Raw genomic sequence first — 19,138 nt, forward strand, 5'->3', positions numbered from 1 at the left:
TACGGCGGACCGCAGGGGTGGAATCCTCATCTCCTTCGGACCTACTCGTAAGCCACGAAGGGTACTTAACCCCTTCGGACTCGAGTGGCCCGGGATGACGGGACGAGTTGAACGTCCCGTCGATCACGCATTTGCGTTCATATCCCAACGCCCTCATACACTTAAGGACATCGGATCAACCTGATGTCCGGAAACCACATCCGGCATCGGGTTTCGCGTACTACAGTGTACGACGCCAGCCCATATAAGGCCGTCGTCTCACGACGCCAGTCAGCGTCGGTCGCGAGGTGATCCGCGTGCCCTCGAGCGAACCGATCGATCGAATCGACGGTTCGCGACGAGAGGCGGGATATTGTGCCTACCTCCGCGCCGGAATGCGGCCGGAGGGGACGTGGCGGCGTGGGCCACGTCGTTCGCATTAGTGACGGAAGCCGGGGACATATATAAGGCCGTCGTCTTGAAAGGTGTCTGCCGTACGTTGATCAGTACCGGGGAACTGTCAGGAAGACGAAACTGTCGGGAACGAATCGAAGTCCGGGATCGCTAGCGGCGGCCGGTGGACTCGTCGAATCGGCGATTCCCGACCACGCCAAGGAGGAGTCGGCGAGAGCCACGGAGGAGGTTCCGAAGCACGGGTGCGCCGTCGTAGAGCCACAGGAGGGCGGTAAAGACGGCGAGTCCGATCTGGAGCCAGCGGTACGTCGTGAGGTCCCCCGCGAGCAGTTCGTCCCGATATCGAGAGAAAAACAGCAGGAACTGCTCGACGAATCCCTGGTTCACACCGTGGTCCTGAACGATGACGACGGGCCAGAGCATCAGTTCCGGCTGAAAGATCCCCTCGCGGACGTAGGAGTCGAAGACGTCCGCGGGCAGGTGCAGGAGGTAGCCGAGCGCGAACGCGATCCCGACTCGAGAGCGACCTGTCGAGCGAGCCGCGAGGCCGATACCGATCGAGATCGGAACGGCGGCGAAAACCGAGTGACCGAGCGCGTAGCCGGCGTCGAAGACGCCGAACTCCCAGGCCAGCAGTTTATCGACGAGATCCGGGAAGACCGACGCGAAGACGACGGCGATCGCCTCGAGTCCGGAGGGAGAGTCCCGATAGATTGCGTGACAAAACGTCGAGTAGGCGAGGTAGGCGACGATCGCGTGTTCCCACGGCCACATACGAGGGCGGTGCGGTGGGGAGTGGATAGTTATGCAGCGCCTGTTGACCGCGCGGGTGACGGTCCGCGCGGCGCCGGCCGGAAGACACGTATCGCTGATTGGGGGCCACGGTACCGAACTGCCGTTCGAAACGGTCGATTTACCGCGCCCAGTGGAACGATTCGAACTGTACGGAACGGCTGAAAGTATCACGGATGAGAGGTGAAACGCGGAGCAGTCGGGTCGGACTCCGGCTAATCGATACGATTTACCGATCGGCATCGTATGCTCGCGTATGGATCGATCGGGATTCGTCAAGCTCGCGGTCGTCGGGATCGGGCTGGTCGTGCTGAGTTTCTTCGTCCGCGGGTTCGGTCAGCTGGCCCTCGGCCACGACGTCGCGGAGATGCTCCAGGCACCGTTCGCGGTCGTCGGCTTTCTCATCGTCGTCTACCTGTTCGTCCGGGCGACGCTGGACGCGGTCGGCGTCTGGACGGTCGAGAACGACGAGGCCTGAGGCGGGACTAAGGAAACCGTTTTTCCGCCACCCCACGAATCGGATGGTATGACTGTGGACGTACGGGAACTCGCCGACCTCGGACCGGCCGATCGGACCGCGTTCTTCGACCGCGACGCCGGTATCGACGCGATCAGCGACGACGTTCGAGAGATCGTCGACCGCGTACACGAGGAGGGCGACGTCGCCGTTCGCGAGTTTACGAGCGAGTTCGACGACGTCGAGCTGGGAAACATCGAAATTACCGACGCGTGCGAGCGCGCGTACGATGATCTCGAGGACGACGTCCGGGAGGCGATCGAGACGGCCGCGGACAACGTCAGGGAGTTCCACGAGGCCCAACTCCCCGAGGACTGGCGCCGCGAGTTCGGCCCCGGACGGGAACTCGGCCGGCGGTTTCGCCCGATAGAACGGGTCGGCGTCTACGTGCCCGGCGGCTCTGCGGCCTATCCCTCGAGTGCGATTATGGGCGTCGTTCCGGCGGTCGTCGCGGGCGTCGACCACGTCGCGGTCGTCACGCCGCCGGCCGACGAGCTGAATCCCGTGACGCTGGCGGCGATCCACGTCGCGGGCGCGGACGCGGTCTACAGCGTCGGCGGCGCGCAGGCGATCGCCGGGCTGGCCTACGGCACCGAGTCGATCACGCGGGTCCAGAAGATCGTCGGGCCGGGCAACAAGTGGGTGACGGCCGCGAAAGCGGCCGTTCGAGGCGACGTCGAGATCGACTTCCTCGCGGGACCCAGCGAAGTGGTCGTCGTCGCCGACGAGACCGCCGATTCGGGCCTCGTCGCGGCGGAGCTGGTCGCGCAGGCCGAGCACGACCCGAACGCGTCCGTGGTCGCCGTTACGGACGACGCGGACACCGCTGACGCCGTCGCCGCGGCCGTCGACGAACAGACCGAGGCGCGCGAGCGCGAGGACGTGATACGCGGTGCGCTCGATAACGACGCGAGCGGCGTCTTGCTCGCCCGGTCGATGAGCGAGGCGATCCTGTTCACCGAGGAGTACGCCCCCGAACACCTCTCGATCATCGCCGACGACGAGGAGTCGGTCCTCGAGCGGATCGACAGCGCGGGCAGCGTCTTCCTCGGGCCGAACACGCCGGTGGCTGCGGGCGATTACGCCAGTGGAACGAACCACGTGCTGCCGACAAACGGCGGCGCGCGCGTGACCGGAGGGCTCTCGATCGAGACGTTCCTCCGGTCGACGACGGTTCAGCGTCTGTCCGCCACGGGACTGGCCGACATCGGGGACACGATCACGACGCTGGCCGACGCCGAAGGGCTCGAGGCCCACGCCGAAAGCGTTCGGCGCCGGATCGAGGACCGCGAGAACGACGTGTAAGCAGTAGTTACGGCGGCCGACCGAGTTCCGGACACGGCCAACCGAGTTTTTACGGTGCTGGATCCGCAAGTACGAATTAAGATGTCACGGCGTGAATGCGACCGTGAGCCCGATCGCGAGTCGGTGGTCGATCCGACCGACGGACGCGTACTCGAGCGAAACTATGACTACGCTCAGAAGAACGTTCGGCTCCTGTCGATGTGGTACGACTGCGAGCCCAAGCGAATGCTCGAGCTACTGGCGGAACACGACATTGAACTGTCGCGCAACGACGAACGGCAGTTCGGGACGTACTATCGGACAGTGAAACGACACGCGAACGGCTAAGGCGAGTAGCCCCGTGGCGCCCGTCACCGACCCCGACCCGACGACCACACTCGAGGCGGGCTGTATCGAATGTCTCTCCGGACGATCACAGGTCAAGGAGCGGTGCCGGTGGCGTCACAGTTAACATCGTAGCGCCGGTACGGAATACACATGAGCACGGACAGCATGGATGGCGGGGAAGCGGAGACGCGTCCCGAGATCGAAGTAACCGAAGACGCGGCCGAGCAGGCACTGTCGCTGCTCGAGGGAGAAGGGCTCGACGACGGCGAAGCCGGGCTGCGCCTGTTCGTCCAGCAGGGCGGGTGTGCGGGACTGTCCTACGGGATGCGCTTCGACGACGCGCCCGACGAGGACGACACGATCTACGAACACCACGACCTGCGGGTGTTCGTTGATCCGGCCAGCCTGAAGTACATCGAGGGCAGCGTCCTCGACTACGAGAACGGCCTGCAGGCCGAGGGGTTCCACGTCGAGAATCCGAACGTCGTCAGCGAGTGCGGCTGCGGCGAATCGTTCCGAACGTAACGCCGGTCGACGTTTCTCGCCGTCCGTTCACTGCGGTCTCGCATGCTCGACCAGCGGCGGGACCGCCGCGGGAGGCGTCGGTCGAAAGCGGCCGTCCGTCGATACCGGCTGTCGCTCGGACGGGCTACGCTGGCCGGTGTGCCGGTGCGTTACCGACCGGACGCGACATCTGCGTAGGCACCGGCAGGTCGACGACTACTCCTCGAGTTCGAAGGCGACGGTCACTTCCGCCTGGTACTGTCGCTCCTCGACGCTGGCGAGTTCGACGCCGAGTTCGTCGACTTCGATCCAGTAGAGGTTCTGCAGGGTGTCCTCCGCACGGTCGATCGCGTCGTCGGCGGCGTCGTCGAAGCTCTCCGTGCTCGTACCGATCAGGGTGATCTTTTTGAAGACCATGGCCCGGATCGCTACACCGTACGCGGACGTAAAGCTGGTCGTCAGTTTCGGCACGTGAATCGGGCCCGAGATATCGGCCCGCCATCAATCGGCCCGGGCCTCGAGTCGCTCGCGGATCGCCCCGGAGACGTCCGCGAGGTAGGCGCCGCCCCACAGCGCGACGATAATCGCGCCCATCGAGTTGAAAACGAAGTCGAGCATCGTGTCCTCGAGGCCGTACTGCGTGAGCACGGCCTTAGTCCCCAGTGCCTGCGCTGCCAGTGCGATGGTGAACTCGAGGATCTCCCAGAGGACGCCGAACGCGAGGACGAACAGCAGGATAAAGACGGCGACGAATCGCCGGGGGAAGTGGATCCCGTCGGCGTGCTCGTGGAGCGCGCGGACGGTGGCGTAGCCCGCGCCGGCGACCAGCGAGGCCGACAGCGCGTGGGTCATGTGGTCCCACCACCAGATCTGGCTGTAGAGGGTGACGGTAGCACCCGGCAGCCCGACGGTTCCGAAGGCGTGGAGGAAGACGGCGGCGGTGATCCACAGCGTGAGTCGCGGATCCATCGGAATCTCGTAGTCGCGCTCGAGCAGCGGGGGAAGTTGGGTAACGAGCAGTGCCACGCCAGTGTTGATCACGATGCCGCCGTTACCGCGCTCGATACCGACGAACAGCATGCCGATCAGCCCGATCTCCATGAGGTAGGTGAGCTGTCGCTGCCGGCGCTGCGATCGCAGCCCGCGAACGAGACTACGCATCGTCGACCTCCGCGGCCGGCTGGACCGTCACCGGAACGCGCCGTTCCGGACGGGCGTACCGCCTGAAGTACAGCTCGAAGACGACGCCGGCGCCGAGTCCGGCGAGGGCGGAGTAGACGAACTCCCACATGACCGCGTCGTGGTCAGCCGTAAACGGGATGCCGAGCGTCTGGGCGGCGCTCCATCGGAGCAGCGCCCACAGCCCCGCCGCGGCCATCGTCGTCACAACGACGAAGACGACGGCGAAGCCGGAGGTCATCCGGACGGTCGTAAATGACTGCAGTTCGACGGCGAGAACGAGCGCGATAGCCGCGACCGAGAGGTAGGATGCGAAGTGCCCCGTTAACCGCTCCGCGCCGACGGCCATTCCGAGTACCGGCAGCGCCGCCATGAGCAACACCTCCCAGGGAACCATCACGACCGCCGATCGGTAGGCGATCGAAGGGAGTACCGCAAGCGCGACGAGCACCGCAGCGAACGTCGCCCACAGGAACCCGCCGGTCACCAGTTCGCTGATGCCGACGACCGCGATCGCGACGACCAACGCCCACGCGATCGCCGCGTTGGTGCGGCCGTCAGCGAGCAGTTCCTCGAGTGAAGTTTGAGACACAGTGACTGGTACTGACCGTTCTCACAAAAGCGTATTTCGTCTTGTATTGAAAGGAGCGGACGGCACGGGGGACGTCCGTCGCTACCCGGCCGGAGCGATGAAGAGGTACACTGCGGCGTACGCCGCGAGCGCGACAGTCACGGCGGCCAGAGCCGTGAGCGAGACCTCGAGGGTCGACTCCGTCCGGGGGAGTTGACGGCCCCGTAGCCGGCGGACGGGCATCGAGTTCCCCCCTCGAACGACGCCGCAGCAGAGGCCGACGCCGAGAATCGAGAAGACGAAGTGGTACGAAACGTCGAGGGTCGGCGGCGCGACCGCGAGCGCGGCGAGCCCGTAGGCGACGCCGACGCCGGCGCGGCGGTCGACGGACGCGAGGATCGATCGGTCGGTGAGCCGGCAGACGACCGCGACGGCGAGCCAGATCGCCGCGAGTTCGATCGCGAACGCGCCGAGCAGGTGCAGCGTCGGGTCCGGGTGCAGGACGACCCGCGACTCGAGCACGGGGGAGTCGAAGGGGAAGAACCAGTCGGGCGGCGAGCCGGTGACGAGGTCTCCCCACGGGTGCGACCAGAGGCCCCAGAGCGCGGCGACGGTGACCGTCGACGGCGAGAGCGTCGTCCGTCGAGCGACGCTGCGGGCGACGAGCACGCCGCTCGCCGCGAACAGGACCACGACGACCGCAGTCAGGGGCCCGTCGGCGAGAAACGCGACCGCGACGAGCGCCGCGAGGATTGCGAGCGCGCCAGTACGAGCGGCTCGAGCGCGATCGGAACGGCCGCGAACGGCGAGCAGTCCGAACGCCGGCGCGGCGATGGCGCCGAAGACCAGCGAGTGGGTAGCCGAGCGGTGGACGGCCCGGCTCGCGTCCCAGAAGGCCGTCGACGCGCCGAGGACGCCGTCGGCGACCTGCCACCGGAGGAGCCCGACGAGGGCGTAGGCGACGTCGATGTCGGGAATCGCGGCGAACGCCCCGGCGACGGCCCCGACGATCAGCGCCGGGCGGCGCTCCCAGCCTCGCCAGTCGGCGACCAGCGCCGCGACGGCGAACGCGAGGAGGGCGTGACCGACGAACACAATGGCTCGATTATGTGTCGGGGAGGCTTAAACGGCTCGCAGCCGTGAGGAATGCTAGCGATCCGCAGAACTCGAGTCGCTCGGCGCTCGCTCGATCAGGGGTACAGCCGAGAGCGGATGAGACCTGCCGTCCGGCGTCCAGTACTTCCGATGCCGGTAGGCCTTTGCAAGTGGCACTCGATCACACGTTCATATGGCTCAGACTCCGTTGAACGAGTCGGCTCGCGCGCCGTCGGTCGGCGAACTCACCCCACCGGATCGCACGCTGATGGGTCCCGGACCGAGCGACGTGAACCCGCGCGTGCTCCGGGCGATGAGCACGCCGCTGGTGGGCCACCTCGATCCGTCGTTCGTCGAGATCATGGACGAGGTTCAGGAACTGTTGCGCTACACGTTCCGAACCGACAACCAGTGGACGATCCCGATCTCGGGGACCGGGTCGGCGGCCATGGAGGCCGCGATTGGCAACGTCGTCGAGCCGGGGGACACCATGCTGGTGCCCACGAACGGCTACTTCGGCGGCCGCATGGCGTCGATGGCCCGCCGAGCCGGCGGCGAGGTCGTCGAGGTCGACGCGCCGTGGGGAAAGCCCCTCGATCCCGACGACGTCGCGGACGCGCTGGCCGAACACGATCCCGACGTCTTCGGGTTCGTCCACGCGGAGACGAGCACTGGCGTCGTTCAGCCCGACGTTCCCGAACTGACGGCGGCAGCCCACGATCACGACGCGCTCGTCATCGCTGACACCGTCACCTCCCTTGGCGGCGTAGAGCTACGGGTCGATGAGTGGGATATCGACGTCGCCTACTCGGGCCCCCAGAAGTGTCTCTCCTGTCCGCCCGGCGCCAGCCCCCTCACGCTCTCGGACGAGGCCATGGACAAGGTCCTCGCGCGCGACGAAGAGCCCCGCTCGTGGTACCTCGATCTCTCCCTGCTCGAGGGCTACTGGGGCGACGAGCGATCCTATCACCACACGGCGCCGGTCACGAACGTCTACGCGCTCCGGGAGGCGCTCCGGCTGGTCGCCGAGGAGGGAATCGAAGAGCGCTGGGCGCGCCACGAGCGACTGGCCGGCGCGCTGAAAGCCGGCGTCGAGGGAATGGGTCTGGAGATGAACGCCCCAGACGAGTACTGGCTTCCCAGCTTGAACGCCGTCCGCGTCCCCGACGGCATCGATGACGGCGCGGTCTGTGACGCCTTGCTCGAGCAGTACGATCTCGAGATCGCCAGCGGGCTGGGCGATCTGGACGGCGAGATCTTCCGGATCGGCTGTATGGGACACTCCGCGCGTCCGGAGAACGTCATCTACGTCGTGACGGCGCTGGGCGATGTTCTCGAGTCGATGGGTGCGGACGTCGATCCCGGCGCCGGCGTGTCGGCGACTCGAGACGCACTGTAGCGGCGAAAAAAGCGGTTCGGATTCTCGTCTGCGTCGTTACGCGGAGACGCGCGGTCCTGGCGGGGCTCGTTCGACCTGATAGTCTTCCCCGTCGACGACGATGATGGCCCACTCGTAGTCCGGATTCTGGCTCCGGAGCTTGTTCTCGAGGTCGTCCGCGTCCTCGGGTTCGGCGACGAAACAGTGGAACTGCCCCGACTCAGAGGGCAACTCTCCTGTCTCGAGGACGGCGTTGACGTGGACGACTTTCCACTCGCGTTCGGCGCGGAACGTCGGGCCGTTTCCTTCGACGGTGTAACCGAGCTCTGCGAAGATCGACCTGGCCTGCTCGACGAGTCGCATGTTAACAGGACCCATTCGATACTCCCTACGACGGCCCCCACCATAAATGTTAGTCCGTGACAAGGGCTGCGGGATTCTCCGACGAACGGCACTCCGTGCGCCTGTTTAGAGACGGTTAGGAACTTATTGACTCGATTAGTGGCAGGAAATCGACCGTCTCTCCAGAAATGTGACGTATCGACGGTTCGCGGGGTACCAGGTTCGGTACCCGTCGCTCGCCATCGTCCGCACCGTTCACGTTCAAGTGGTGCTCCCGCACGGCTGCGGGCGCGCGACAACGGTTACTCGTGTGCGGCGTCCCACTCAGTCGGCTTTCGGAAGTTGCCACACTGGTTGCACTTGATGCGGCCCATCGAATCCATCGCGTTGTCGAAACTCTCGCAGTTGGTACAGAACCAGCCGTACCGCCGGTCGGCGTCGGAAGACTCGTAGGCGACGAGGAACGGTCCCTTCGAGCCGCGGTCGCCCTCGGTCTCCGTCACGTAGACGGTCGTCCCGTCCGCAGTGGACCGTGATTGCATACCACCTGCTATCGTCGCTCGAGATAAATGACTGTCCTTCCGTCTTCCCCGCTCGGAGCACCGGGAACGGCCGCGATCCGACTGTGATACACGTTCACAATCGTGATTGTCCTAACTGAAAGGTTTACCCGGACGGGAGTCGTTCGCTTGGGTAATGTCGCTGGTCGTCGTCCCCGTTCGGTATCCCCTGTCGAAACGCTCCAAACGCACGCTCGAGCGAGCTATCGAGATCGCTCGCGAGCGGGAGGCGGCGCTGACGGTCCTCCACGTCGATCTCTATCAGAACGGGCGGAAAGTGACGCGGGTCGACCTGAAAACCGCCGTCGAGCGGACGTTCGGCCACCTCGAGAACGCCCGCTACGTCGTGCGGACGGGCTTTCTCGTCGAGGAGAGCATCCTCGACGAGGTGGCGGCGGAGGAAGCCGACGCGGTCGTCATCGGCAGCCAGCAGGCGAGCCGACTGCGCCGGCTCTTCCGGCGCTTTACCGACAACCCGAATATCGACCAGTATCTGCGGAGCCACCTCGACTGCGAGGTCATTACGGTCGAAGGCGCCCGCGCGTAGAACTGCGACTCGACCGCATCCGATTCTTCGCCGGCGGCGCTCGCGTTACTGCCGTCGTCCGAACGCGCCGCTAGTCGGCGCCGCCCACATCGCGGACGACGAACACTGGGATCTCGGCATTGTCGACGACCCGCTCCGAGACGCTGCCCAGCGAGGCGATCTTTTCCCGCGGACTTTTCCCCCGCGTCCCGATGACAATGAGGTCGATGCCGTGCTCGTCGGCGTACTCGAGGATCGCCTTCGACGGCGTCCCCTTCCGGACGTCGGTGACGGCCTCGAGACCCCGTCGGTCGGCCCGGTCGGCGACGTCGGCGACGGCTTCGCGACCCTCGTCCTCGAGGGAGGCTTCGAGTTCGGGACCCGTCTCGTCGGTCGCTGCGGCGGTGACGCGGCTGTCGACCACGTACAGCGAGTGGACCGTCGCGTCGTTGTGCTCGGCGATCGGCAGGCCGTGGGCTAGCGTCTCGGAGATCGTCTCGCTCCCGTCGGTCGGAATGAGGATGTCGTCGTACATCGTCGGCTACCGCAGACTTGGACGGGAACCCGGATAAAAGACGGTCACAGTTCTCCCGCGGCGGTAGCGTGTCCGATGGAGCGGCGACGACGCGCCCGGTCGACCCGGGGTCACTGATCGGCCGGTTCGCCGATGTCGGTCCCGTCGCCCTCTTCGCCCTCGCCCTCGGACCGCGGGTCCCGCTCGACCGACGACTCGGGTGCCGGCCGCTCGGCGCCCCGCTCCTCGATGGACATGCGGGCGACGCCGCTCGTCTCGTCGAAGACGTGATGGCGTCGCGGGTAGGCGAACTCGACGTCTATCTCGGCAAACCGGTCGCGCAACTCCGTTTGCACCTCCGAGCGAGCGACGTTCAGCTTGTAGGGGTTTTTCACCCAGAAGAAGAGTTCGAGGACGACGCCGTGGTCGGCGAACTCGGCGATGTTACAGAGGGGCGCCGCGCCGTACCGCGCGCTGCCGATCCGGATGTCCGGACCGCCGGAGATGACCGTTCCGACAGCTCTGGCGGCCCGTTCGGCCTGCCGACGCGCGGCCTCGACGTCGCTCCCGTAGGTGACCTCGAACGAGAGCGAAATCCGCGTGCGCTCGTCTTCGGCAGAGTAGTTGATCACGTCCCGTTCCTGAATCGCGGAGTTCGGGATCACGATGAACGTATTCTGGAGGGTGAAGATCTTGGTGTACCGAATGGTGATATCCTCGACGAACCCGCGGTGGCCCTGATCGGGGACCTCGATCATGTCGCCGATTTCGTAGGGCCGGTCGGCGAGCACGAAGAAGCCGTTGATCAGGCTGCCGACCAGGGGCGCGAGGACGACGGCAATGACCGCCGAGATGACGGTCACCGAGAGGAGGATCTGCGTGTCGCCGACGCCGAGGATGCCCGCGGCGACGAACAGGGACAACAACAACACGGAGAGTCTGACGCCGCGAAGGACGGTCCGGGTGACGCTGGGGCGTTCGATCCGGCGAGCGACCGTCCGTCCGGCGATCCGAACGACGTACTTCGAGAGGTACCAGCCGGCGACGACTACGAGAATCGAGAGGGTGATGTCGACCGTGGTCTGCGAAACGTCGAACGGCAACACGCTTCGAACGCCCTTGGCCGCTTCGCTGGCCTCGCTCTCGTTTCCCTGTAACACCCCGCGCATAGCAGCACACTCTGGACCGCTGTGGTTAAGAGTTCTGACTGTCACGTCTGTCGTGCTAACTGGGAACCACTCCCACTGACCGGAACTACCCGATTTCGAAAACAGGTGCTACTCGGGTTATAATAAATCATATATCCGTCGGGATCGTAGGGGCTCGTATGGCACCAGACGAGCTCCGCACGACCGTCGAAGGGGTCGGCGAGCGATTCAATCTCGGCGAGTACGAGATCGACGCCTATCTCACCGTTCTCGAGCAAGGACAGCTCACCGCGAGCGAAATCGCGGATCGGACCGACATCCCGCAGCCGCGGGTCTACGACACCGTCCGCAGCCTCAGCGACCGCGGGCTCGTCGAACTCCGGGAATCTCGCCCGATGAAAGTCGTCGCGATCGATCCCGAGGAGGCCTTCGAGAACGTCCAGCAGTCCTTGGAGGAGATGATCAACGAACTCGAGGCCCGATACACCGCGCCCGCCCGCGATACGGAGGCCGTCTCGCTGGTCAAATCGCGCTCGACGATCCTGCGCTACCTCGAGGAGGTCATCGACGCCGCCGACTACGAGCTCTCCCTGTCGCTGACGCCGGACCTGCTGACTCGCTTCGAGGACGAGCTGAAGGCCGCCGTCGACGCCGGCGTCAGCGTCGACCTGATCGTGACGCCGGCCGGCGAGGCGCCCGATCCGTCCGAGTTTGACTACCGCGAGATCGCGACGACCGCCCGCGCGCGACGCGGGATCACGACGCCGGTGATCGCCGTCGCCGACGGCAACTACTCGATCTACGCGACCCAGGACGCCCTGCGCGACGATCAGGACCGCTACGGCGTCATCTTCAACCGCTCGGCGCTCGGCTTTCTCGTCTCCGGCTTCTTCGGGACCGTCCTCTGGACGACCGCCGAACGGACGCTGGGCGAGGACGGCAGCACGCGGACGTATCCGCGCAAGTACGCCACGATCCGCCGCTGCGTGAAGGACATCATGGAGGCTGGCGGCGAGTTCTACGCGACGATCGAGGGTCGAGACGTCGACGTCGGCGGACCGCGCGTCGTCCGCGGGCGCATCCTCGACGTCTCCTTCGAGGTCAGCGAGGAAGTCGCCAGCCTCACCATGGAGACCGAGGAGGGCGAGGAAATCACCGTCGGCGGCCGCGTCGCAGCCCTCGAGGACGTCGAAGCCCACGAGATCCACATCGGCCGCAACGAGCCGCCGACGCTCGAGGACTGAGCGGTCGACGGTCGGTCTCTCCCGACCTAGGACGGGGCCGGCCCACATCGGTCGTCGGCCGGCAGGTGCCGACCAATTGTCGGCAATGATCGATTGAAACCGCGACATGACGAGTGACTCGGGAATCTCTCTATCTCCACCCTCACCCGTAATACTGCAAAGGCGTCGTAATAGCACCGGATTCCGTACGTTCACGCCTTATTATACCATTTATTGCCAACAGCTAAGTCCCAGAACGTGGACGGCCCACAGGTCATGGGACGTGATACCGCCGGTCGTGACGACCGGGGTCGCCTCGGACGGCGATTGTTCCTGAAGGCCGCATCAGCCTCGTCCGCGGCCGGAACGATCGCTGTTGCCGGCTGTCTCGGGAGGGGTCCCGGATCGAACACAGTGGTGATGACCGCAGATTCGGGTGTCGAGGGGATCATACACAGCGACGGAGACCAACCCTCTGTCCAGCAGGCGCTCTGGGACGCCGGTCTCGACGAGGACATCCGTATCGAGATTCAGACCGTCGTCAGCGACTCCGCATCGCGGATGCAGACGGCGCAATCAGCGCTCGAGGCGGGTCGCGCCCCGCCGGACATTCACATGATGGACAGCGGGTGGACGGTCCCGTTCGTCCTGCGCAATCAGACGGTCAACCTGACCGAAGAGCTTCCCGGGGAGACGCTCTCGTACGTCAACGAGAACTACCTCGACGCGATCCTCGAGACGGCTCGCCATCCCGAGTCCGGAGACCTCCACGGGCTGCCGCTGTTCCCGGACCTCGGGTTTACCCTCTACAGACAGGACCTGATCGAAGACGCCGGCTACGACACCAGTGGCTGGGGGACGGAGCCGCCGCGGTGGGAAGAGTTCGCGAACGCGGTCAGCGACGCGAGGGACCAGGCCGGACTCAACTACGGGTACACGACGCAGGCGGCCGCCTACGAGGGGCTGTCCTGCTGTACGTTCAACGAGGTGATGACGAGCTGGGGCGGGGCGTACTTCGGCGGCGTGGACAACCTCTTCACCGCCGGCGACCGGCCGATCACCGTCGATGAACAGTCGGTCGTCGACGCGATTCGGATGATGCGCTCGTTCATCGAGGGAGAGAATCAGAACACCCTCGACGGGTACTCCCAGATCTGTCCGTCGCCGATCGTCCAGTGGACCGAACAGGAATCGCTCAGCCCGTTCGATGCCGGCAACGCCGTCTCGAACCGGAACTGGTCGTTCGCGATCGCCCAGACCGGCGCGGAGGAGGCCTTCGGCGAGGACCTCGGGGTCACGACGAGTCCGATTGGGGTCCCCGAGGACGAGGCCGAGTTCGAAGGTACCGGCGGCACCGCCGCGGCGCTTGGCGGCTGGAACCTGGTCGTGAGCCCGTTCTCGGAGCGCAAGGAGGAAGCGCTGCAGGTCCTCGAGGCGTTCGCCAACGAGGAGGTCATGCTCACGGTCTTCCAACTCGGCGGATACCTCCCGCCGAATCTCGATCTGGTCGCGGAGGCCAACCCGGACGACGTCGGCCCGGTCGCCCGCTATGGCGAGGTCGTGCAGGCGGCCAGCGACAACGCGATTCCGCGGCCCGCGACCGATCTCTGGCCAGAGCAGTCGGCGCTAATCTATCAGTCGGTCAATTCGGCCTACCGCGGCGCGAATGCGCCCCAGGCGGCGATGAACGACCTCGCGCAAGAACTCGAACAGAGCGAATCGGAGGTGCAAACGAATGGCAACTGATACCGATACGGATGGATTGACCGGCGGTGAGACCGGACGGACCAAGGACCGAGAACGGACCGGTAATGCGGTCATCAATTGGATGGAGGGCCTGAGCGAGGCGGCCTACGCGTATCTGTTGTTGCTGCCGGCGTTCGCGTTGTTGACGCTCGTCGCGTTCTATCCGATGATTCGGACGTTCGTGATGTCACTCCGGGCCGACCAGACGCGGGGCATGGACCCGCTCGGCGGATTCGTCGGCATCGAGAACTACGTCGACATCCTCACCGGGAACGCGCGGCTGGCCCGGCAGTTCCTCGACGTGGGGCTGACGTCGTCGTTCCCCTTTATCGAACTCGGTACGCCGTTCTTCCAGCAGGCGCTGTTCGTCACGCTCGCGTTCGCGATCATCAGCGTCATCATGGAGACGCTGATCGGGTTCGGACAGGCCTACGTGCTCGATCAGGACTTCACGGGGCGCCGCTGGGTCCGCGTCGCGATCATCCTCCCGTGGGCGGTGCCGATCGTCATCCAGGGGATGATCTTCTTCCTGATGTTCCAGCCGACGGTCGGGTTCGGCTCCGATCTCATGCAGAGCATCGGGCTCTTCAGCTCGACGCCGCTGGCCAACAGCCGGGACGCGTTCATCATCATCCTCGTGGCGGACATCTGGAAGTCGTCGGCGTTCATGGCCCTGCTGATCCTCGCGGGACTCCAGAGCGTCGACCGGAGTCTGTACGATGTCGCGCGCGTGGCCGGGGCCTCGCCGTGGCAGCGGTTCAAACTGATCACGCTTCCGCTGGTGATGCCGGCGCTGCTGGTCGCGATGCTGTTCCGAACCATGGACGCGATGCGCGTCTTCGGACTGATCGAGTCGACGGCCGGCTGTACGACCGTGCCGTCGCTGACCTGCCTCGTCGTCGAGGCGATGTTCGGCGGCACGCGAATCTACGCGACGGCCGCCGCCGTCGCCTTCTCGACGGCGCTGGTCATCGGCCTGATAATCGGCGGCTACATCGTGCTCTTCCGCGACACCGAAGGAGGGATGTACTGATGTCCGATCCGAACGCACCCACCGACCCGAACGATACTAGAGGTACCGACGACGGTGACCGACCGAGAGACCCGACGCTCCGCCGACCCGACGGGGGCACGAACGTCCTCAAGGAGGGCCGCGACGCGGAACTCGACCGCGGCCCGCTCCAGCAGTGGGCCGCCGACTCGATCCAGAACCCCGAACGGGTCTACCGGGCGCTGTTCTACGTCGCGGCGATCTTCTTCCTCTTTACGACGCTGTTCCCGTTCTACTGGCTGCTCATGGTCGCGCTGACGCCCGAAGGACAGCTCCAGGACATCGTCTTCACGCCGAACGGGTTCAACCCCGGCGCCTTCGTCGAGGTCTTCGAGGTCATCCCATTCCATGTCTACATGTTCAACAGCTTCGTGATCGCGCTGGCCTCGACGGCCGTCGTCCTCGTCATCGCCAGCCTCGCGGGGTACGCCTTCGGTCGCCTCGAGTTCCCCGGCCGGACGCCGCTCATGCTGCTGGTGTTGATCATTTCGTTCTTCCCGCCGGCGGCGTTCTTCATCCCGCTGAACGACCTCTTTAACACCTCGTTCTTCTTCCTCGAGCCGATCACCGGCGACGGGACCCTCTACAACACGCCCTACGCGCTGGTGACGCCGCTGTCGGCGATCTTCATGCCGCTGGCGATCTTCATTCTGACGACGTTCTACTCACAGATTCCGGACGGGCTCGAGGACGCGGCCCGCGTGGAGGGGACGACCCGACTCGGCGCGCTGTTCCGGGTCATCATCCCGCTGTCGGCTCCCGGCGTCGCGACCGCCGGTGTGCTGACGTTCATCGCCGTCTACAACGAGTTCTTCTTCTCGTTCCTGATGACCGACGGGCAGCCCCAGAACTGGGCGCCGATCCTCGACGGGATCCTCGCCTATCAGGGCCAGTACGAGGTGCTTTACCATCTGATGGCCGCCGCGAGTATCATCGGGGTGATCCCCGTCGCGATTCTCGTGGTTATCGCACAGGAAAAGATCGTCAGCGGGCTCACCGCAGGAGCACTCAAGGAGTAAGACAATGGCACGAGTACGACTCGAGAACATCACGAAACGGTACGGAGACGAAACGGCAGTCGACGACATCAGCCTCGAGGTCGAGGACGGCGAGTTCGTTACCTTCGTCGGCCCCTCGGGCTGTGGGAAATCGACGACGATGGAGACGGTTGCGGGACTGACGGAGCCCACCGAGGGACGGGTCTACATCGGGGACGACGACGTCACCGGCCTCGCCCCCAAGGATCGCGGGGTCGCGATGGTCTTCCAGAACATCGCGCTGTTCCCGCACATGGACGTCTACGAGAACATCTCGTTCGGGTTGCGCCTCCGGAAGTACGACGACGAGGAGGTCCGGCGCCGCGTCGAAGAGGCAGCCGATATCGTCCAGCTCGAGGGGATGTTAGACCGGATGCCGGCGGAGATGTCCGGCGGCCAGCAACAGCGGGTCGGCATCGCCCGCGCGATCGTTCGCAACCCGGACGTGTTCCTGATGGACGAGCCGCTGGCGAACTTAGACGCGAAGCTCCGAGTGCACATGCGGACGGAACTCCAGCGGCTCCACCGGGAGCTGGACGCGACGGTCATCTACGTCACCCACGACCAGGCCGAGGCGATGACGATGTCCAACCGGATCGCCGTCTTGAACGACGGGAAACTCCAGCAGATCGCCCCGCCGCTGGTCTGTTACAACGAACCCACGAACCTCTTCGTCGCGGGCTTCATCGGCTCGCCGTCGATGAACTTCGTCGAGGGGACCCTCGTCGAGGGCGGCCTCGAGACGAACAACTTCACCATCGATCTCGATCCGGGCCGGCTCTCTGGCGTCTCGATCGGCGACGACGTCACACTCGGGGTCAGGCCGGAGGACGTCCACCTAACCCAGTACGCGGACTCGCTGGCCGCGCCGACGGATCCGATCGACGCCCGAACCGACGTCTTGGAGCCGATGGGCGACGAGGTCTTCGTCTACCTCCTGCTCTCCGAAGCGGCAGGGGGCTCGATGGATCAGGACCCCGCCACGTCGCCGAACCAGTTGCTGATGAGCGTCACCCCCGACACGGAGATCGAGGCGAACGAGAACGTCGATGTCGTGCTCGATCGATCGAAAATCCACCTCTTCGACACGACGACCGGCGACGCCTTGCTCCACGGCCTGACCGACCGTTCGGAGCGAGAACCCGGAACGACGCCGACGGAAGCCGATAGCTGACACGTCTCGACCACCGGCAGCGGGCGGCCGCCGACCCGCTGATCGGCTTATCAGCCGCTGCCGTTTGGCAACGGACAAAAGACGTTCGAGTACGAAGATTCGATATCGCGGCACCGGGTGTATCAGTACGAGAACAGACTGCAGCTATCGACACTCCGATGACAACAGATCGAAGCGACATCAGAACGGGAATCGTCGGCTTGGGGAACATCGGTCAGTACCACGCGGAACGCCTCATCGAACTGGGCGTGCCGCTCGTGGGTGGGATGGACGTCGCCGCCGAGGCGCGATCGCGGTTCGCCCGCCGCTACGACGTCGACGTCTACGAGGACCACCACGAACTGTACGACACCGTCGACGCCGTCGTCATCACGACGCCGAACAAGTACCACGAGGAGTACGCCGTCGACGCCTTCGAGCGCGATCTGCACGTCCTGCTCGAGAAACCCCTCGCACACTCCCTCGAGAGCGCCCAACGGATCGCCGACGCCGCCGCGGACTCGGACGGCCACGCGATGGTCGGATTCAACAACCGGTTTTCGAACACGGTCCAGATCGTCCGCAACCGGATCGAACGCGGCGATCTGGGCGAGGTAACCCACGTCGAAGCCAACTACGTTCGCCGCCGAGGCATACCGGGGCGGGGCTCGTGGTTCACCCGCCGACAGATCGCCGGCGGCGGGTCGCTCATCGATCTCGGCGTCCACGCTATCGATCTGGCTCTCTACCTGCTGGGGTATCCCCCCGTCTCGGAGGTAAACGGCGTCGCTCGCGGCGAGTTCGGGTCCGAAGAGGAGTACGCTTACCTCGACATGTGGGGCGAGGACGCCGGCCCGGCCGGCTTCGACGTCGACGACTCCGCGAGCGCGTTCATCCGGTGTGAGGGCGACCGGACCATCTCGCTGGAAGTCGCGTGGGCGACCAACCGGCCGGCGAACCACGAGTTCGTCGTTCGAGGTACCGAGGCGGCCGCGCGGTTCGACCTGCTCGAGGGGGATCTGACCATCCACTCGGCGAGCGCCGCCGGACCCGACCACCTCGAGAACACGTCCATTGAGACGCGACAGAACGACACGCACTCGGCGGAACAGGAGGAGTTCTTTGACCAAATCCTTCGGGACGATCCCGACGACAAGAGCGTCGATCACGGACTCTCTGTCCAGCGGATCATCGACGCGATCTACCGCTCCAGCGACGACGGCCACACGATCACGATCGAGGAGTGAGCCGCACCTCCGCCGACGGTGCCTGCGATTGCAGATACGCCGTTTTCTCCGCAGTCGGGGTAGTACCTCGCATGCAGATCGAACGATCCCTCGTGCTCGAGATCAGCCGTCACGAGGTGCCCGTCGGACGGCCGATCACCGTCCGGGTCCGCGACAAGGGGAACAACCCGATCGAGGGGGCGCTCGTCGAGGCCGGCTCGAAGCGAAAGCGAACCGACGGCCGCGGCCGGTGTGAGATCGCGTTTCGCTCGCCCGGCTTCTGGAAACTCGTCGCGACCAAGTCATCGACCGAACGGGTCCGCTACCGGTCGACGTCGACGCTCGTCCGAGCGATCCCGCGATCAACGACGGACCGGCGGTCGCGACGGGTCGGTCCGCCGACGAGATAGCGCGCAACCCGGTAGCGCCGCTGAACGGCGAGCGGAACCGAGCCGCGAGTCTCGCTCCGCCGGAGAAGGATCGAACCCCCGCCGGAGATTGCGGGAATCGGGACCCCGCGTTGCCGGCCCGCGTTTTATTTCTCCCGCCGT

General features: G+C 65.4%; 22 protein-coding genes. 13 read left to right on the forward strand and 9 right to left on the reverse strand.

The annotated features are described in order from the left end of the window. Positions 1-543 precede the first annotated feature (543 nt). Positions 544-1,167, reverse strand: coding sequence for a metal-dependent hydrolase (locus EH209_RS20175; protein WP_126664623.1), 624 nt, complete (start codon positions 1,165-1,167; stop codon positions 544-546). 274 nt (positions 1,168-1,441) lie between these two features. Between EH209_RS20175 and EH209_RS20180 the strand changes: the two genes are divergently transcribed. From EH209_RS20180 to EH209_RS20195, 4 genes are all read left to right on the forward strand, one after another. After that, a complete protein-coding gene (locus EH209_RS20180) occupies positions 1,442-1,663 on the forward strand; it encodes a hypothetical protein (protein ID WP_008895250.1) in 222 nt (73 codons plus the stop codon). Positions 1,664-1,711: 48 nt separating this feature from the next. After that, on the forward strand, positions 1,712-3,007 hold the full coding sequence (hisD, locus tag EH209_RS20185) for a histidinol dehydrogenase (protein ID WP_126664624.1): 1,296 nt from the start codon (positions 1,712-1,714) through the stop codon (positions 3,005-3,007). A gap of 81 nt (positions 3,008-3,088) precedes the next feature. Further along, on the forward strand, positions 3,089-3,334 hold the full coding sequence (locus tag EH209_RS20190) for a hypothetical protein (protein ID WP_126664625.1): 246 nt from the start codon (positions 3,089-3,091) through the stop codon (positions 3,332-3,334). Positions 3,335-3,484: 150 nt separating this feature from the next. Continuing rightward, positions 3,485-3,859, forward strand: coding sequence for a HesB/IscA family protein (locus tag EH209_RS20195; RefSeq protein ID WP_126664626.1), 375 nt, complete (start codon positions 3,485-3,487; stop codon positions 3,857-3,859). A 195-nt stretch (positions 3,860-4,054) separates the two neighbouring features. Here EH209_RS20195 and EH209_RS20200 read toward each other — a convergent pair whose 3' ends face one another. The 4 genes from EH209_RS20200 to EH209_RS20215 all read right to left on the reverse strand — a co-directional run bounded on the left by EH209_RS20200 (position 4,055) and on the right by EH209_RS20215 (position 6,683). Continuing rightward, complete coding sequence (locus EH209_RS20200) at positions 4,055-4,255, reverse strand: dodecin (protein WP_008895254.1); 201 nt, start codon at positions 4,253-4,255, stop codon at positions 4,055-4,057. A gap of 84 nt (positions 4,256-4,339) precedes the next feature. Beyond that, entirely contained in the window at positions 4,340-4,999 is a 660-nt protein-coding gene (locus tag EH209_RS20205; RefSeq protein ID WP_126664627.1) for a hypothetical protein, read from the reverse strand. Beyond that, positions 4,992-5,609: a hypothetical protein gene (locus EH209_RS20210; protein ID WP_126664628.1), complete on the reverse strand. Its 618-nt coding sequence runs from the start codon at positions 5,607-5,609 to the stop codon at positions 4,992-4,994. The genes EH209_RS20205 and EH209_RS20210 overlap by 8 nt, the downstream gene beginning before the upstream one ends. Positions 5,610-5,690: 81 nt before the next feature. Further along, positions 5,691-6,683 (reverse strand): metal-dependent hydrolase, encoded by a 993-nt coding sequence (locus EH209_RS20215; protein WP_126664629.1) that lies wholly within the window; start codon positions 6,681-6,683, stop codon positions 5,691-5,693. Positions 6,684-6,876: 193 nt separating this feature from the next. Here EH209_RS20215 and EH209_RS20220 point away from each other — a divergent pair, with 193 nt between their 5' ends. Beyond that, positions 6,877-8,082, forward strand: a complete 1,206-nt coding sequence (locus EH209_RS20220; protein ID WP_126664630.1) for a pyridoxal-phosphate-dependent aminotransferase family protein — start codon at positions 6,877-6,879, stop codon at positions 8,080-8,082. Between the two features lie 36 nt (positions 8,083-8,118). Here the strand turns inward: EH209_RS20220 and EH209_RS20225 are convergent, their stop codons facing one another. Further along, on the reverse strand, positions 8,119-8,424 hold the full coding sequence (locus tag EH209_RS20225; protein ID WP_126664827.1) for a DUF7116 family protein: 306 nt from the start codon (positions 8,422-8,424) through the stop codon (positions 8,119-8,121). A 281-nt stretch (positions 8,425-8,705) separates the two neighbouring features. Then, on the reverse strand, positions 8,706-8,945 hold the full coding sequence (locus tag EH209_RS20230; protein ID WP_008895260.1) for a DUF5816 domain-containing protein: 240 nt from the start codon (positions 8,943-8,945) through the stop codon (positions 8,706-8,708). 154 nt (positions 8,946-9,099) lie between these two features. On the opposite strand from EH209_RS20230, the gene EH209_RS20235 reads away from it, so the two are divergent. After that, positions 9,100-9,510: a universal stress protein gene (locus tag EH209_RS20235; protein WP_126664631.1), complete on the forward strand. Its 411-nt coding sequence runs from the start codon at positions 9,100-9,102 to the stop codon at positions 9,508-9,510. Positions 9,511-9,580: 70 nt separating this feature from the next. On the opposite strand, the gene EH209_RS20240 is transcribed toward EH209_RS20235, so the two are convergent. Then, positions 9,581-10,024 (reverse strand): universal stress protein, encoded by a 444-nt coding sequence (locus EH209_RS20240; RefSeq protein WP_126664632.1) that lies wholly within the window; start codon positions 10,022-10,024, stop codon positions 9,581-9,583. 110 nt (positions 10,025-10,134) lie between these two features. After that, positions 10,135-11,172: a mechanosensitive ion channel family protein gene (locus tag EH209_RS20245; protein WP_126664633.1), complete on the reverse strand. Its 1,038-nt coding sequence runs from the start codon at positions 11,170-11,172 to the stop codon at positions 10,135-10,137. Between the two features lie 158 nt (positions 11,173-11,330). Here EH209_RS20245 and trmB point away from each other — a divergent pair, with 158 nt between their 5' ends. The 7 genes from trmB (at position 11,331) to EH209_RS20280 (ending at position 18,997) form a co-directional block, all read left to right on the forward strand. Next, positions 11,331-12,395 carry an HTH-type sugar sensing transcriptional regulator TrmB gene (gene trmB / locus EH209_RS20250; protein WP_126664634.1) on the forward strand — a complete coding sequence of 355 codons (1,065 nt, stop codon included), beginning with the start codon at positions 11,331-11,333 and terminating at the stop codon, positions 12,393-12,395. Positions 12,396-12,650: 255 nt separating this feature from the next. Continuing rightward, positions 12,651-14,120, forward strand: a complete 1,470-nt coding sequence (locus EH209_RS20255; RefSeq protein ID WP_211338398.1) for an extracellular solute-binding protein — start codon at positions 12,651-12,653, stop codon at positions 14,118-14,120. Next, positions 14,110-15,153, forward strand: coding sequence for a carbohydrate ABC transporter permease (locus EH209_RS20260; RefSeq protein ID WP_126664635.1), 1,044 nt, complete (start codon positions 14,110-14,112; stop codon positions 15,151-15,153). The genes EH209_RS20255 and EH209_RS20260 overlap by 11 nt, the downstream gene beginning before the upstream one ends. After that, positions 15,153-16,190 (forward strand): carbohydrate ABC transporter permease, encoded by a 1,038-nt coding sequence (locus EH209_RS20265; RefSeq protein WP_126664636.1) that lies wholly within the window; start codon positions 15,153-15,155, stop codon positions 16,188-16,190. The genes EH209_RS20260 and EH209_RS20265 overlap by 1 nt, the downstream gene beginning before the upstream one ends. Positions 16,191-16,194: 4 nt before the next feature. Then, a complete protein-coding gene (locus EH209_RS20270) occupies positions 16,195-17,382 on the forward strand; it encodes an ABC transporter ATP-binding protein (protein ID WP_126664637.1) in 1,188 nt (395 codons plus the stop codon). Between the two features lie 146 nt (positions 17,383-17,528). Beyond that, positions 17,529-18,608 (forward strand): Gfo/Idh/MocA family protein, encoded by a 1,080-nt coding sequence (locus EH209_RS20275; protein WP_394343712.1) that lies wholly within the window; start codon positions 17,529-17,531, stop codon positions 18,606-18,608. A gap of 71 nt (positions 18,609-18,679) precedes the next feature. Beyond that, entirely contained in the window at positions 18,680-18,997 is a 318-nt protein-coding gene (locus EH209_RS20280; protein ID WP_126664639.1) for a carboxypeptidase regulatory-like domain-containing protein, read from the forward strand. The last annotated feature ends 141 nt before the right edge of the window (positions 18,998-19,138 follow it).

Origin of the sequence: Haloterrigena salifodinae, from assembly GCF_003977755.1 — an archaeon.
GTDB lineage: Archaea > Halobacteriota > Halobacteria > Halobacteriales > Natrialbaceae > Haloterrigena > Haloterrigena salifodinae.

Excerpts from the sequence above, each read along its gene's own strand:
- EH209_RS20175 (WP_126664623.1), bottom strand. The coding sequence starts at position 1,167 with ATGTGGCCGTGGGAACACGCGATCGTCGCCTACCTCGCCTACTCGACG.
- EH209_RS20180 (WP_008895250.1), top strand. The coding sequence starts at position 1,442 with ATGGATCGATCGGGATTCGTCAAGCTCGCGGTCGTCGGGATCGGGCTG.
- hisD (WP_126664624.1), top strand. The coding sequence starts at position 1,712 with ATGACTGTGGACGTACGGGAACTCGCCGACCTCGGACCGGCCGATCGG.
- EH209_RS20190 (WP_126664625.1), top strand. The coding sequence starts at position 3,089 with ATGTCACGGCGTGAATGCGACCGTGAGCCCGATCGCGAGTCGGTGGTC.
- EH209_RS20195 (WP_126664626.1), top strand. The coding sequence starts at position 3,485 with ATGAGCACGGACAGCATGGATGGCGGGGAAGCGGAGACGCGTCCCGAG.
- EH209_RS20200 (WP_008895254.1), bottom strand. The coding sequence starts at position 4,255 with ATGGTCTTCAAAAAGATCACCCTGATCGGTACGAGCACGGAGAGCTTC.
- EH209_RS20205 (WP_126664627.1), bottom strand. The coding sequence starts at position 4,999 with ATGCGTAGTCTCGTTCGCGGGCTGCGATCGCAGCGCCGGCAGCGACAG.
- EH209_RS20220 (WP_126664630.1), top strand. The coding sequence starts at position 6,877 with ATGGCTCAGACTCCGTTGAACGAGTCGGCTCGCGCGCCGTCGGTCGGC.
- EH209_RS20225 (WP_126664827.1), bottom strand. The coding sequence starts at position 8,424 with ATGCGACTCGTCGAGCAGGCCAGGTCGATCTTCGCAGAGCTCGGTTAC.
- EH209_RS20230 (WP_008895260.1), bottom strand. The coding sequence starts at position 8,945 with ATGCAATCACGGTCCACTGCGGACGGGACGACCGTCTACGTGACGGAG.
- EH209_RS20235 (WP_126664631.1), top strand. The coding sequence starts at position 9,100 with ATGTCGCTGGTCGTCGTCCCCGTTCGGTATCCCCTGTCGAAACGCTCC.
- EH209_RS20240 (WP_126664632.1), bottom strand. The coding sequence starts at position 10,024 with ATGTACGACGACATCCTCATTCCGACCGACGGGAGCGAGACGATCTCC.
- EH209_RS20245 (WP_126664633.1), bottom strand. The coding sequence starts at position 11,172 with ATGCGCGGGGTGTTACAGGGAAACGAGAGCGAGGCCAGCGAAGCGGCC.
- trmB (WP_126664634.1), top strand. The coding sequence starts at position 11,331 with ATGGCACCAGACGAGCTCCGCACGACCGTCGAAGGGGTCGGCGAGCGA.
- EH209_RS20255 (WP_211338398.1), top strand. The coding sequence starts at position 12,651 with ATGGGACGTGATACCGCCGGTCGTGACGACCGGGGTCGCCTCGGACGG.
- EH209_RS20260 (WP_126664635.1), top strand. The coding sequence starts at position 14,110 with ATGGCAACTGATACCGATACGGATGGATTGACCGGCGGTGAGACCGGA.
- EH209_RS20265 (WP_126664636.1), top strand. The coding sequence starts at position 15,153 with ATGTCCGATCCGAACGCACCCACCGACCCGAACGATACTAGAGGTACC.
- EH209_RS20270 (WP_126664637.1), top strand. The coding sequence starts at position 16,195 with ATGGCACGAGTACGACTCGAGAACATCACGAAACGGTACGGAGACGAA.
- EH209_RS20280 (WP_126664639.1), top strand. The coding sequence starts at position 18,680 with ATGCAGATCGAACGATCCCTCGTGCTCGAGATCAGCCGTCACGAGGTG.